We start from the raw sequence: 13,385 nt of genomic DNA on the forward strand, positions 1-13,385 counted from the left end.
CGGGCATGACCGAGGTCAAGACGGTCGACGGCAACGGCGGCCCCGAGTTACCCGAACGCACTGTCCTGCAGCGACTCCTCGGCGCGAGCACGGTCTGGATCGGCGTCGTGCTGGTCGCGCTGTGCATCGTGTTCAGCGTCGTGCGGCCCGATGCGTTCCCCACCCGCTTCACCTTTCAGACCCTGCTGATCGAAACCTCGGTGCTGCTGGTGCTTTCGGTGGGCATGACGTTCGTGATCATCACCTCCGGCATCGATCTGTCCGTCGGCATGGTGCTGATCTTCGCCGGCGTGATCGGCGCCAAATCGATGGAAGCGCTGAGTCCCGACCAAGATGCGACCGGCGCGGGCTGGGGCATCATCGGTATCGGCTTCCTGCTTTCCGTTGTGGGCGGCGGTATTTGGGGCCTGATCAACGGACTACTGGTGGCCAAGGCCAAGATTCCGCCGCTGATCGTCACGCTCGGTTCGTTCGGTGCCGCCCTCGGCGCGGCCCAGCTGATCACCGGCGGCGTCGATACACGGACGGTGCCCGAAAAGCTGCGTAACACACTGGGTTTCGGCACCACATTCGGCGGCATCCCCAATCTGGTGCTGGTCGCCACCGTGGTCACCGTGGTCGCCGCGTGGGTGCTGCACACCACCCGCTTCGGCCGCTACACCTACGCCATCGGCTCCAACGAGGAGGCCGCCCGGCGTTCCGGCATCGCGGTCACCCGGCATCTGGTGCTGGTGTATCTGCTCACCGGCGTGCTCGCTGGCCTGGCGGGTTTCATGAACCTGGCCTACTTCGGCACCACCACCATCGGCGGGCACACCACCGACAACCTGGATGCCATCGCCGGCGTGGTGATCGGTGGCACCAGCCTTTTCGGTGGTGTCGGCTCGGTCGTCGGCACCGTGATCGGCGTGTTCATTCCGTCGGTGCTGAAGAAGGGGTTCGTCATCGCGCAGGTGCCGGTGTTCTGGCAGCCGATCGCGGTGAGTGTGGTGCTCGTCGCGGCGGTCTGGTTCGACCAGCTGCGCCGCCGCGCCCGCGATCGGAAATAGGAGTCGACAGTGACAAACAAGATGGCGGAGGTAGCCGAATGAGGGTGGCGAAGCGGACGGCGGTGATGATCGGCGCGATGGTGTCGGTCGGCGCGCTGCTGGTGTCCTGTAGTGGGCAGGTGGGCGATTCGGGCGGCACCGACAGCAAGAAGCTGGTGCTGATTCCGGGCGTCGCGGACGAGCCGTTCTACATCTCGATGCAGTGCGGCGCACAGGAACAGGCCACCAAGCTCGGCTACCAGCTCGACACCCAGGCGCCGACGAAGTTCGACGCGGGATCGCAGACGCCGGTGCTGACCGGCGTGATGGCGAACAAGCCAGGCGGCATCCTGATCGCGCCGACGCACGCCACCGCGATGGCCAATCCGATCAAGCAGGCCAAGGACTCGGGCATCAAGATTGTCGAGGTGGACACCGCCCTCGACGACACTTCCGTTGCGTTGTCGTCGATTTCGTCGGACAACAAGAAGGGTGGCGCGCTCGCCGCGCGGACCCTGGCCAAGCTGGTGGGGGACAAGGGGCCGGTGCTGGTGATCAACACCAAGGCGGGCACGTCCACCACCGACGCGCGGGCGCAGGGCTTCGAGGACGCGATCAAGAGCTTCCCCGGCATCACCTCGCTCGGCGTGCAATACAACAACAACGAAGCGGCCCAGGCGGCTTCGATCGTCACCGCGACGCTGGCCGCGCACCCCGACCTCGCCGGAATCTTCGCCACCAACCTCAGCTCGGCCGAGGGCGCGGCGACCGGCCTGCGTAACGCGAACAAGCTCGGCCAGGTGAAGCTGGTCGGCTTCGACGCCAGCCCCAAACAGGTCGAAGACCTGAAAGCCGGTACCGTGCAAGCACTTATCGCCCAGGACCCGGCCGGCATCGGCGCCAAGGGCGTCGACCAGGCCGCCGCGGCGATCGAAGGCAAGCCGGTAACCCGAAAGATCGAGACCGACATGATCGCCATCACCCAGGCCGACACGGACGCCAACTCGAAGTACTTCTACAAGCGCAAGTGCTGACACCCGGATGAGGGGCCGACCGGGTGCGATCGAGCGCCCGGTCGGCACACAAATCCAGGTGGCGCGCACTGGCGTTTGGCCCGCCTTCGTGCGGACCTGGTGGCGCATCTACTCGGCGTTGCCGCCGCCGCTAGTCCGCCGCGCGGACCGAGTAACCGGCGTTGGTCAGGGCGTTGAGAACATCTTCGCGGTGGTTGGGTCCGCGGGTTTCCAGAGTGAGGGAGACCTCGACCTCATCTAGCGCCAGCCAGGTTCCGGTCCGGGCGTGCCACACGTCGACGACGCTGGCACCGGTTTTGCCGACCACGGCGAGCAGTGCGCTCAAACCGCCTGGTTGATCCGAGATCGTCACGCGGACAGCGAGATAGCGGCCCGCCGCGCTCAAGCCGTGGCCGATCAGCCGGGTCAGCAGCAGCGGATCGATATTGCCACCCGAGAGGATCGCGCACACCGGACCCTTCAGTTCGAGATCCGCTGCGGCACAACTCATCAGGGCAGCAACCGCCGCCGCCCCCGCGGGCTCGACGATCAGTTTGGCTCGTTCCAGGCACAGCAGCAGCGCCTTGGACAGCGAATCCTCGTCGACGGTCACCATGGCCGAGACGTGTTCGGCCACATGGACGAACGGCACCTGACCCGGCTGCCCGACGGCGATACCGTCGGCCATCGTCGACATCTTCCCGACCCGCACCGGTTTGCCCGCCGCCAGCGAACCCGGCCAGGCGGCCGCCTCTTTCGCCTGCACCCCGATCACCCGCACCTGCGGGGCCAGATGGTGCAGCGCCACCGCGATGCCCGCGATCAGTCCGCCGCCACCGGTCGGCACGAGCACGGTGCCGACGTCGGGGATCTGTTCCAGGATTTCCAGCGCCACCGTCGCCTGCCCGGCCACGACGTCGGGGTGGTCGAACGGATGGATCAGCGTCGCACCGGTACGCTCGGCGAACTCGATGGCGGCGTCCAACGCGTCTTCGATGGTCTCACCCACCTGCCGCACCTCGGCACCGTAGGCCTTGGTGGCCGCCAGCTTCGGCAGCGAGGCACCGACCGGCATGAAAACGGTCGAGGTGATATTCAGCGAGGTCGCCGCCCAGGCCACGCCCTGCGCGTGGTTGCCGGCACTCGCGGCGACCACGCCGCGCGCCCGGTCCTCGGCGGGCAGATTAGCAATCCGGTTATAGGCGCCGCGCGGCTTGAACGACCCGGTCCGCTGCAGGTTCTCGCACTTCAGCCACACTTCGGTGCCCGCACGCTCGGACAGCACCCGGGAAGCGACGATGGGCGTTTTCCGAATCACCGGCGCCAGTAATTCCGCCGCCGCCGTGATTCGCTCCATACCGACCAACTCCATGGCGCCCATGCTGCCATCCTGCCCGCAATACGTCCGACGATTCCGGCCGACGCCACACCGCAGGCACCCGGACCTGCGGTCAGGCCGCCTTGGCGAGGTTGTGCGCGAGCGCGCCGAGGCGAGCTAACCGAGCGTCGCCCAGGGGTGTGAGGCGCCCGCCGAGACGGTTGGTGACGAACCCTAGCGACATGCGGGTGGCGGGGTCGGCGAAGGCGCCGGAGCCACCGAGGCCGAAATGCCCGAAGGCGGAGATCGGATCCGCCTTGGAGGGACGCATGGGCACGCCGTGATAGCCGAGCGCCCACGGGATCCGTAGGGCGAGAACGTAATCGGGGGTAAAGATCTGACGGCGACTGACCTCGGCGATGGTGTCGGGGCGGAGCAGCTGGAATCCGTCGAGCTCGCCACCGTTGGCGAGAGCACCGTAGAGCCGGGCCAGCGCGCGGGCGGAGAACACGCCGTTTACGCCGGGCATCACCGAATCATGCAGGCGCGGATCGGCAACCAGGTCGGCGAAGCCCTTCGGTGTGGTGTCCATCGCGGCCGAGAACCTGGTCCGGCCGAGCAGCCGGGAGCTGTTCTCCCAACTCATGCCGGCGACGGTCAGCCGGGGAAAGTTCGTCGCGACCCGCTCGCGCTGCGCCTGCGGCACCCCGAACCAGAGTTCTTCGGCGGCAAGCGGTTCGGCGATCTCGGTGCGCAGTACATCGGCGAACTTCTTACCGGTGACCTGCCGCACCAGCTCGGCGACCAAGTGCCCGAAGGTGATTCCGTGATAGCCGCTGGTGACGAGGTGGCGCGGGTCCGGCGCCGCGGCGGCCAAGGCCGCCGTCACCGCCGCGTCATCGAAGAACCGATCGAACGAACCGGGCAGCAGCCCACGCAACCGATGCAAACCTGCTCGGTGGCTGAGCAATTCGCGCACCGTGATGCGCTCCTTGCCCGCGGCACCGAAGTCGGGCCAGTACGTCGCGACCGGCTCGTCGTAGCCGAGCTCGCCGCGCTCGGCGAGCCGGTGCAGCACCGTACTGGCCACACCTTTGCCGGTCGAATACGCCATGGCCACGGTGTCGTGCGCCCACGGCACCTCCGGCCGCGCGTAGCCGGCCCAGACGTCGACCACCGGCTCGCCGTGCAGATAGACCGCGAGCGCCCCACCACCGTCGAGGGGTCGCCGGAACAGCCGGTCGAACTCGGCGACCAGGGTCGCGAACCGGCGATCTACGAACTGTGCTGCCGAAACCGTCATCGGAAACTCTCTGTAGTACGTGTCCGCATTCCAGAATTGCACGAGCCGCCGCAGCCGCACGCACACCCCCGACGCAAGGCCTAGCCCGCGACCGGTCGGTTCGGTGAACGTTTCCTGAGCGTCACACAGCCGACCTCGATCGCAACACGCCTGGCCTAGCGTGTCCGCATGCCCCCGAGACGACGTTCGGCGCTACTCGCGAGGTTGGTTGTCGACACCCCCGGCCGACCGCAAGTCATCCTCGGCGAACTGCGCCGGGTAATCCTCGACGGTGCGGTGCCGCCGTGCACCGTCATACCGCTGCGCGAGGTGGCCGTACTGTTCGGCGTGAGCCACATCCCGGTCCGTGAGGCGTTGAAGACGCTGATCGGGGAGGGGCTGGTCACCCATGAACCGCACGGCGGTTACGTGGTGGCCCAGCTGACCGCCGCCGAGCTGCGCGAGATGTACATCGTCCGGGAGACCTTGGAGAACGCCGCACTGGCCGCGGCCGCGATCAACGCGAGCGCCGCGGACCGCGCGGAACTGATCGCGGTGAACGCGCTGCTCGAACAGGCGATCCGGGACGACGATCCGGCCGCCTACCACCGTCGTTCCCGCGACTTCCACGTCGCGCTGACCAGGCCGTCGCGCCTGTTCCGGCTGCTGCACATGCTGGAGTCGGCCTGGAACGTGACCGAGCCGGTGCAGTCCATGGTGCACATCGGCCGCGGCGACCGGGTGCGCCTGCACACCGACCACGCACTGATGATGGACGCGTTTCTCGCGCGTGACGTGGATCGCCTGCTGCTCACCGCCGAACGTCATCACCGCAGGTTGGAAACCGTCATCGCGACATTGCCGACGGATACCGGGTTGCTCGCGCCGGAAGATATATCGGCCGCGCAATAGCCGGGAAATAACGTGGCAATGGTCGGGCAATGCCGCATCCATACCGTCGTTTCGAGCACAGTTCCACCTCCCGGACGGGCAGAACCATGACCGAAACAATTGTGGCACCGAGCATCGCGCCGCCGGCGCACACCGTCGCTGCGGCCTACGATCCACGCCTCACCAACGCCGATCTCGCGCCGTTACGCACGCAGACTTGGGGCTCGTACAACTTCTTCGCCTTCTGGATGTCGGACGTGCACAGCGTCGGCGGCTATGTCACCGCGGGCAGTCTGTTCGCGCTGGGCCTGGCCAGCTGGCAGGTGTTGGCGGCCTTGCTGATCGGCATCACCATCATCTACTTCTTCTGCAACCTGGTGGCGAAGCCGAGCCAGGTGACCGGCGTGCCGTATCCAGTCATGTGCCGCAGCGCCTTCGGGGTGCTCGGGGCGAACATCCCGGCCATCATCCGAGGCTTGATCGCGGTGGCCTGGTACGGGATCCAGACCTTCCTTGCCTCCGCGGCGCTGGATGTCGTTCTGGTGAAACTCTTTCCGGGGCTCGCCCCGTACGCGGTGGCCGATGACTATGGCTTCCTGGGGCTTTCGCTCCTCGGCTGGGGCAGTTACCTCCTGCTGTGGGTCGTGCAGGCGTGCGTGTTCTGGCGCGGCATGGAAGCCATCCGCAAGTTCATCGACTTCTGCGGGCCCGCGGTCTACGTGGTGATGTTCCTGCTCTGCGGCTACCTGATCGCGAAAGCCGGTTGGGGCGCCATCGATCTGAACCTCGGCGACGTGAAGTACACCGGCTGGGACGCGGTGCCGGTAATGCTCGGCGCGATCGCGCTGGTGGTGTCCTACTTCTCCGGCCCGATGCTGAACTTCGGCGACTTCTCCCGCTACGGAAAGACTTTCGCCGCCGTGCGCCGCGGCAACCTGCTCGGCCTGCCGGTCAACTTCCTGCTCTTCTCGCTGCTGGTGGTGATCACGGCCTCGCTGACGGTCCCGGTCTACGGCGAACTGATCACCGATCCGGTGGCGACGGTCGCGCGCATCGACAGCACCTTCGCGATCGTGCTGGGCGCGTTGACCTTCACGGTCGCCACCATCGGCATCAATATCGTGGCGAACTTCATCTCCCCGGCCTTCGACTTCTCGCACGTGGACCCCCAGCGGATCAGCTGGCGCGCGGGCGGCATGATCGCCGCGGTCGGCTCGGTGCTGATCACGCCGTGGAATCTGTACAACAACCCCGAGGTGATCCACTACACCCTCGAGGTGCTCGGCGCGTTCATCGGCCCGCTGTTCGGCGTGCTCATCGCCGACTACTACCTGGTGCGTAAACAGCACGTGGTGGTCGACGACCTGTTCACCATGTCGAAAGCCGGAAGTTATTGGTATAGCAAGGGATACAACCCTGCGGCCGTGCTCGCGACGGCGGTCGGCGCGCTGGTCGCGGTGATCCCGGTGCTGGCCAAGGACATTCCCGGCATGTACACGGCGGCGCAGTACAGCTGGTTCATCGGCTGCGGCCTCGGCTTCGCGGTGTACTACGTGGTCGCCACCAGAACACCGTGGGCGGTACACGGAGTGCCCGCCTGATGCGGATCCGCTTGATCAACCCGAACACGACGCGGGCGATGACCGACACCATCGAGGAATGTGCCAGGGCCGTCGCCGGTCCCGGCACCCTCCTCGATGCGGTGACCGCCGAGATGGGGCCCGCCTCGATCGAGAGTCACTATGACGAAGCCCTCAGCGTCCCAGGCCTTCTCGCCGCCATCAGACGTGGCGAGGAAGCGGGCGTCGACGGCTATGTGATCGCCTGCTTCGGCGATCCGGGTTTGGACGCTGCGCGGGAACTGGCCCGCGGCCCCGTGATCGGCATCGCCGAGGCAGGCATGCAGGCGGCCAGTCACCTGGGTCGTGGGTTCAGCGTCGTCACGACATTGCACCGCACCATCGGCCGCGCGGCCGACCTGGTGGAACGGTATGGGCGGCAACGGTTCTGCCGCGGCATCCACGCCTGCGAGCTCCCGGTGCTCGCGCTGGCCACGGACCCGGACGCCCGCAAGATCGTCACCGAGGCCTGCCGAACGGCGGTGGACGCGGACGGTTCCGACGCGATCGTGCTCGGCTGCGCGGGCATGGCGGACCTGTGCGCGCACATCCGCGCCGAGATCGGGGTACCGGTGATCGATGGGGTGGCGGCGGCGACGCTGACCGTGCAGTCGCTGATCACCCTCGGACTGCGCAAGTCGGGTAGGGGAGAGTTCGCGGCGCCGCCGCCCAAGCCGTATTCGGGGCCGCTGCGTTCGTTCGGCCTATAGGCGAGAACTCACGCGGCGACAGCGGTGTGCAGCGTCTGCAGCACGGCATCCGGATCGTCGACATCGACGACGACCCTGGTGAAGTCGGCACCGGAGAGCTCGATGCGCAGTGCTCGTCCGTCGAACCTGGTGTCCCAGAACTCTTTACGACCCTTGCCGCGGAACGTCCCCGCGGCGATCACGCCGGGGAAGAAGGTGCCGGGTGCGCGCACCCACGGCGGGCGGCGATCGACCTCGGCCAAGGTGGCCGCGGTGATGTTCGCTAGATCGAAGGTGATGTGCTCGCGCAGGGCGAGTACCTGATGTCCGCCGACCACCTGGATCGTCACGGTCGTACCCGTGACCTCGATTTCGACCATCGCGCACCTCACGTCGGGAGAGAACCTCTGACGTCTCCCACAATGCAAGGCGGACCTGGTCATAGCCTGTGCCCTTCCTTTGATTTTTCTCAGTGTTTGCTCCACATTGTCTTACGTAGATATGCGCATCTAAATATGTGGTCGCCTCGATTGCGGGATCTCCGGTCCTGAGCGTGTCGGAACAAAACAGCAAGGACGGAATGGGATTCTCATCCTGCTCGACCTGCACGTCCGCATTCCGACGCCGGCGCATCGGTCGTTCGGAAACCTTCCGCGAGAAAAGGTGTCGATGCTCGGGAAAATCGCCAGCACAGCAACGCTGTCCGCCGTATTGCTCATCCCCTTGGAAATCCCGCCCGCGTCCGCGCTACCGCCGTCGGGCCGGTGCGCGAACGGCGACTTCCGCTGGACCGCGGTGGACGGCGCGATCGACATGACCCCGCACGTGCTCACCTTCACCTCCGTCGGCGTGCTCCGCGACTGCACGGGCGGACCCGAGGGCATCACCGGCGGCACCTTCACCGGCACCCACATCGCCACCGCCGACTGTCTGCGCCCGGCCGACGGCCCGATCACCGTCGATGTCCTCTGGTCCAACGGCGCGACGAGCAGGCTGTCGGGACCCTGGTCGGTGACCATGCAGCAGCCGACGACCGGAACGCTGGACGTCGTCGACGGGCTCGGGCAGGGCAGTCGCGTCCAGATCACCGCCGACTACGAGATGATGACCCCGGCGATGATCGGCGACTGCCTCGGACCCGGTGTGCGCACCGGTGTCGGCCGGCTCAGCGCGACTACCGCTCTGTGAGAGCCCGTTCGGCTACCTGGAGCACTCCGGCCAGCCACGGCGTGTAAGCGTCCGGATCGTCGGCCATCGCGTCGCGCAGCGCCTCCGGCTGGATCCAGGCGTAGTCGGCGACCTCGTCCGGATCCGGGTGCGGCGAACCGGCACTGAGCAGCCCGACCAGCACGTGGTCCCATTCGAACTCGACGCGCCCGGTCGTCGCGTCCGCAGCGTGGTAGCGGTACACACCGACCTCGGCCAGGGTCGTGGCGAGCCCCATCTCCTCGGCGAGGCGGACCGCGGCCGCCGCCGCGACGGGTTCGCCGGGCGCGGGATGGCCGCAGCAGGTGTTGGCCCACTGCGACGGGAAGCGTGTTTTCACCGCGGCCCGCTGCTGCAACAGTACGCGTCCGGTGTCGTCGAACAGCAGCACCGAGAACGCGCGATGCAGCTGTCCGGGCGCCTGATGGGCCTGCGACACCGGGCACGTGCCGATCGCGTGTCCGGCGTCGTCGACGAGCTCGACGGGCAGGGCTTCGCGGTCGGTGATCGGGTGCTCCAGTGTCTCGGTCACCTCTCCACCTTATCGGCGGCGATCAGCGGGTAGCTGCGGCAACCCTCCTGGTCCACGGTCCGGAACGGTTGCTCGGCACGCCGCGCCAGCTCGGCTTTCGGGCGCAGCGGCCCGTGCGGGACGGTGGTTGCGGTGAGGTCGGTCACGTGCTCGAGAACGGTCATGTCGGATACACCCTCTCTCAAAGCGGCAGTGTCTGTTTTCCGGCGGTCCACGCGGCGGTCGACAGGTGAGACCGACCGGACCTCGACAAAGGTCGATGGTTATTCGGCATCAGTTACTTCTGCACAAAACGACGCGGGAGAAGTCCCCGCAGAACCCGGCGAAATAGTCTACGCGACAGCATGTTCGGAGCTGGCACCGATGGTAGGACGGGTGGCGGGTCACGTGCAGCGAAACGACGAGATGCCGGAGCGGATGGTTACGACATGCCGCCGATCGAATAGCCGGGACATAACTTTCGGCCCGGAATCGCAGAACAGCGGACAGCTCGCTGCCGGATAACTATTTTGCGCGGTGGCGACGCCATGTGGCTGCTCGACGGTGACCCGAAATTCCGCGGACTCGGCATTCCGCCGCTGATTCGAGTTCGATCGCGGCGTCGGAAATCTGTGCGAAATCGGGCGCTGACCCCGGCCAACGTGCATGGATCGTGTCACAGCGGACACATAATGGACACACGGTGTGGGAAGCTCTCTTCCAAACACATCGGCGTACTTGCCGGGGGCCGGCGGGCTATCCCTTCGGTCGGGTACGCGAATGATGAGGGTCAACGTTCTAGGGTAGGGCCAGGAGCGATCTTGAAGTTCAGTGCGAAGGATTTGGTCGGATCGGCGCAGCGGTTGATGGCAACCGCGCAGAACGGCCTGGAGGTCATCCGTTTCGGTGGGTTGACCCATGACGTCGAGTCGTCCCCGTTCGAGGTGGTCGAGAGAAGGCGGATGTACCGGCTGCGGCACTACTTCCCCGACGACCCCACCCCGGGCCGTCCGGTCGCGCTGCTCGTGCCGCCGCTCATGGTGAACGCCGACATCTGGGACGTGAACGTCGAAGACGGCGCCGTCGGCATCCTGCAGCGCGGCGGAATCGATTGCTGGGTCGTCGATTTCGGCTCGCCCGCCAGCGAAGAGGGCGGCTGGCAGCGTGACCTCGCCGACCATGTCCTCGCGGTCAGCAGCGCGATCGACGCGGTGACCGAGGCGACCGGCAGCGCCGTGCACCTGATGGGCTATTCGCAGGGCGGCATGTTCGCCTACCAGGTCGCCGCCTACCGGTTCGGCAAGGGCGTGCAGAGCATCGTGACGTTCGGCAGCCCGGTCGACGTGGTCGCGGGCATGCCGTTCGGCCTGCCCTACGGGATGGTGTCCGAGGTCGCCGACTTCCTGGCCGATCACGTGGTCACCCGGCTGCCGATCACCGACTCCATGGTGCGCATCGGCTTTCAGCTGCTCGACCCGATGAAGACCGCCAAGGCCAGGTTCGACTTCCTGCGGCAGTTGCACGACCGGGAGGCGTTGCTGCCCAAGGAGCGTCAGCGCCGGTTCCTCAACAGCGACGGCTGGGTCGGCTACGCGGGTCCGGCCGCCGCGGATCTGCTCAAGCAGTTCGTCGCGCACAACCGATTGATGCTGGGCGGCTTCGTGATTCGCGATCAGCCGGTCTCCCTCGCCGAGTTGAAGTGCCCGATCCTTGCGTTCGTCGGCGAGGTCGACGACATCGGTCAGCCCGCCGCGGTGCGCGGCATCGTGCGGGCCGCGCCGAACGCGGAGGTGTACGAGGCGACCCTGGTCGCCGGGCATTTCGGCCTGGTGGCGGGCAGCACGGCGACCAACCACACCTGGCCGCTGGTGCGCCAGTGGGTCGACTGGCTCGAACGCGACAAGCCGCTGCCGCCGGAGATCCACCCGATGGCCGAGCACGTCGACAGCAACCGGCCGCGGTCGGCGGCTACCCGCGTGGTGCACACCGCCGCGACCCTGGCCGAAGCGGGCGCGGGCGTCGGCAAAGCGCTGGAAGGCATTGCCAGCAACACCGTTCGCGGTTCGGTCGAGCTGGCCGGTGAGGCCGCACGGGCGCTGCCGCGACTGACCCGGCTCGGCATGATTCAGCCGCACACGCGTATTTCGCTGGGCCGGTTGATCGCCGAACAGGGCAGGCGCGCACCACTGAAAGACCTGTTCCTGTTCGAGGATCGGGTGCACACCAACGCCGCGGTCAATGTCCGCATCGACAATGTGGTGCGCGGGCTCATCTCGGTCGGCATCCGGCCCGCGATGCGCGTCGGCGTCATCATGGAGACCCGGCCGAGCGCGCTGGCCACGGTCGCCGCGCTGTCCCGGCTCGGCGCGGTGGCGGTGCTGCTCGCCCCGGGCAGCGAGCTCGCCCGCGCGCTCGAGATCACCGGTGTCGACACGGTGGTCACGGATCCGGAGAACCTGCGGCACGCCTCGACCGTCGGCGCGCGGGTACTGGTGCTCGGCGGCGGCGACACGCGTCGGCTCGATATTCCGTTGAGCGATCAGGTGATCGACCTCGAGCAGATCGATCCGGCTCAGGTGAAACTGCCGGCCTGGTACCGGCCCGATCCCGGCTTGGCGCGCGAGCTGGCGTTCGTGCTCGTCACCGGCACCGGTGACCGGCTGGAAACCAAATACATCACCAACCACCGCTGGGCGTTGTCCGCCTTCGGTACCGCGACCACCGCCGACCTGAACCGCAGGGACACGGTGTATTGCCTTGCACCGCTGCATCATTCATCCGGCCTGCTGGTGAGTCTCGGCGGCGCGATCGCGGGCGGCAGCCGGATCGCGCTGGCGCGTTCGCTGGATCCGGCGCAGTTCGCCGAGGAGGTGCACCGCTACGGCGTCACCGTGGTCACCTACACCTGGACGATGCTGCGCGACATCCTCGACGCCGAGGTGTTCCCGGTCGGGCACCGGCACCCGATCCGGCTGTTCATCGGCTCAGGTATGCCCGCGGGCCTGTGGCGGCGCACCACCGAGCAGTTCGATCCGGCCAGGGTGCTGGAGTTCTACGCCTCCATCGAGGGCGACGTGGTGCTGGCCAACGTGAAGGGCGTCAAGCGCGGCTGCAAGGGCAGGCCGGTGCCGGGCACCGCCAGGGTGGAGCTGGTCGGCTACGACCCGATCACCGAGCAGATCCTGGTCGACGATTCCGGTTACGCCCGGCGCTGCGTGGACAACGAGGTCGGGCTGCTGCTCGGCAAGGCGTCCGACGGGGTGGACATCTCGGCGGGCGGTTTGCGCGGGGTGTTCGCGCCCGGCGACTCGTGGATGCCGACGGAGAACCTGTTCCGCCGCGACAGCGACGGCGACTACTGGCTGATCGACCGCAAGGACACCGTGATCCGCACACCGCGGGGACCGGTGTTCGGGCAGCCGATCGTCGATGTCCTCAATGACATCACCGCGGTCGACATGGAGGTCGCGTACGGCCTGGAGGTCGGTGAGCGCCTGGGGACGGCAGACGGCGGAGCCGGCGGGGTGGGTGAGCACTGCATTGCCGTCGCCGCGATCAGCGTGCGCAAGGGTTTCCGGTTGGAGCCCAAGGACGTGACCGAGGCGCTGCGCGCGCTCGACCCGGCCCAGCGCCCCGACCTGGTTTACGTGGTGGAGGAGATTCCGCGTAGCTCCTCCTATCGTCCGTCCACCCGGGCGGTGCAGGCGGCGGGTCGTCCGCAGCCGGGCCCCGACACCTGGTGGTACAACCGAGCCTCCGACGCCTACGAAATTCTCACCGAGGACGACGCGCCCACCATCCTCGGCGACAGCTGAGACGACGAATCCA

At 67.3% G+C, this 13,385-nt stretch carries 12 protein-coding genes; 7 read left to right on the top strand and 5 right to left on the bottom strand.

Going from position 1 to position 13,385, the window contains the following annotated elements; translation table 11 throughout:
- The first annotated feature begins 5 nt into the window (after window positions 1–5).
- Complete coding sequence (locus tag IBX18_RS21995; RefSeq protein ID WP_194835415.1) at window positions 6–1,049, top strand: ABC transporter permease; 1,044 nt, start codon at window positions 6–8, stop codon at window positions 1,047–1,049.
- Window positions 1,050–1,087: 38 nt separating this feature from the next.
- Window positions 1,088–2,062: an ABC transporter substrate-binding protein gene (locus IBX18_RS22000; RefSeq protein WP_194835416.1), complete on the top strand. Its 975-nt coding sequence runs from the start codon at window positions 1,088–1,090 to the stop codon at window positions 2,060–2,062.
- A 130-nt stretch (window positions 2,063–2,192) separates the two neighbouring features.
- Here IBX18_RS22000 and ilvA read toward each other — a convergent pair whose 3' ends face one another.
- Together ilvA and IBX18_RS22010 are read right to left on the bottom strand one after the other, a co-directional pair.
- On the bottom strand, window positions 2,193–3,422 hold the full coding sequence (gene ilvA / locus IBX18_RS22005; RefSeq protein WP_194835417.1) for a threonine ammonia-lyase: 1,230 nt from the start codon (window positions 3,420–3,422) through the stop codon (window positions 2,193–2,195).
- Window positions 3,423–3,492: 70 nt separating this feature from the next.
- Entirely contained in the window at window positions 3,493–4,662 is a 1,170-nt protein-coding gene (locus tag IBX18_RS22010) for a serine hydrolase domain-containing protein (protein WP_194835418.1), read from the bottom strand.
- A 168-nt stretch (window positions 4,663–4,830) separates the two neighbouring features.
- Between IBX18_RS22010 and IBX18_RS22015 the strand changes: the two genes are divergently transcribed.
- From IBX18_RS22015 to IBX18_RS22025, 3 genes are all read left to right on the top strand, one after another.
- A complete protein-coding gene (locus tag IBX18_RS22015) occupies window positions 4,831–5,553 on the top strand; it encodes a GntR family transcriptional regulator (RefSeq protein ID WP_194835419.1) in 723 nt (240 codons plus the stop codon).
- A gap of 86 nt (window positions 5,554–5,639) precedes the next feature.
- Window positions 5,640–7,133: an NCS1 family nucleobase:cation symporter-1 gene (locus IBX18_RS22020; RefSeq protein WP_194835420.1), complete on the top strand. Its 1,494-nt coding sequence runs from the start codon at window positions 5,640–5,642 to the stop codon at window positions 7,131–7,133.
- Window positions 7,133–7,861 carry an aspartate/glutamate racemase family protein gene (locus IBX18_RS22025; RefSeq protein ID WP_194835421.1) on the top strand — a complete coding sequence of 243 codons (729 nt, stop codon included), beginning with the start codon at window positions 7,133–7,135 and terminating at the stop codon, window positions 7,859–7,861. Before IBX18_RS22020 ends, IBX18_RS22025 begins: the two co-directional genes overlap by 1 nt.
- Window positions 7,862–7,869: 8 nt before the next feature.
- On the opposite strand, the gene IBX18_RS22030 is transcribed toward IBX18_RS22025, so the two are convergent.
- On the bottom strand, window positions 7,870–8,220 hold the full coding sequence (locus tag IBX18_RS22030) for a hypothetical protein (protein WP_194835422.1): 351 nt from the start codon (window positions 8,218–8,220) through the stop codon (window positions 7,870–7,872).
- 289 nt (window positions 8,221–8,509) lie between these two features.
- Between IBX18_RS22030 and IBX18_RS22035 the strand changes: the two genes are divergently transcribed.
- Entirely contained in the window at window positions 8,510–9,028 is a 519-nt protein-coding gene (locus tag IBX18_RS22035) for a hypothetical protein (RefSeq protein WP_194835423.1), read from the top strand.
- Here IBX18_RS22035 and idi read toward each other — a convergent pair.
- Window positions 9,015–9,578 (bottom strand): isopentenyl-diphosphate Delta-isomerase, encoded by a 564-nt coding sequence (idi, locus tag IBX18_RS22040; protein WP_306796351.1) that lies wholly within the window; start codon window positions 9,576–9,578, stop codon window positions 9,015–9,017. The two genes, IBX18_RS22035 and idi, sit on opposite strands and share 14 nt — an antisense overlap.
- Window positions 9,575–9,742 carry a hypothetical protein gene (locus IBX18_RS22045; RefSeq protein ID WP_194835424.1) on the bottom strand — a complete coding sequence of 56 codons (168 nt, stop codon included), beginning with the start codon at window positions 9,740–9,742 and terminating at the stop codon, window positions 9,575–9,577. The genes idi and IBX18_RS22045 overlap by 4 nt, the downstream gene beginning before the upstream one ends.
- 681 nt (window positions 9,743–10,423) lie before the next feature.
- On the opposite strand from IBX18_RS22045, the gene IBX18_RS22050 reads away from it, so the two are divergent.
- Complete coding sequence (locus IBX18_RS22050) at window positions 10,424–13,372, top strand: AMP-binding protein (RefSeq protein ID WP_373889217.1); 2,949 nt, start codon at window positions 10,424–10,426, stop codon at window positions 13,370–13,372.
- Window positions 13,373–13,385: the final 13 nt, after the last annotated feature.

Origin of the sequence: Nocardia sp. XZ_19_369, assembly GCF_015355715.1 — a bacterium.
Classification (GTDB): domain Bacteria; phylum Actinomycetota; class Actinomycetes; order Mycobacteriales; family Mycobacteriaceae; genus Nocardia.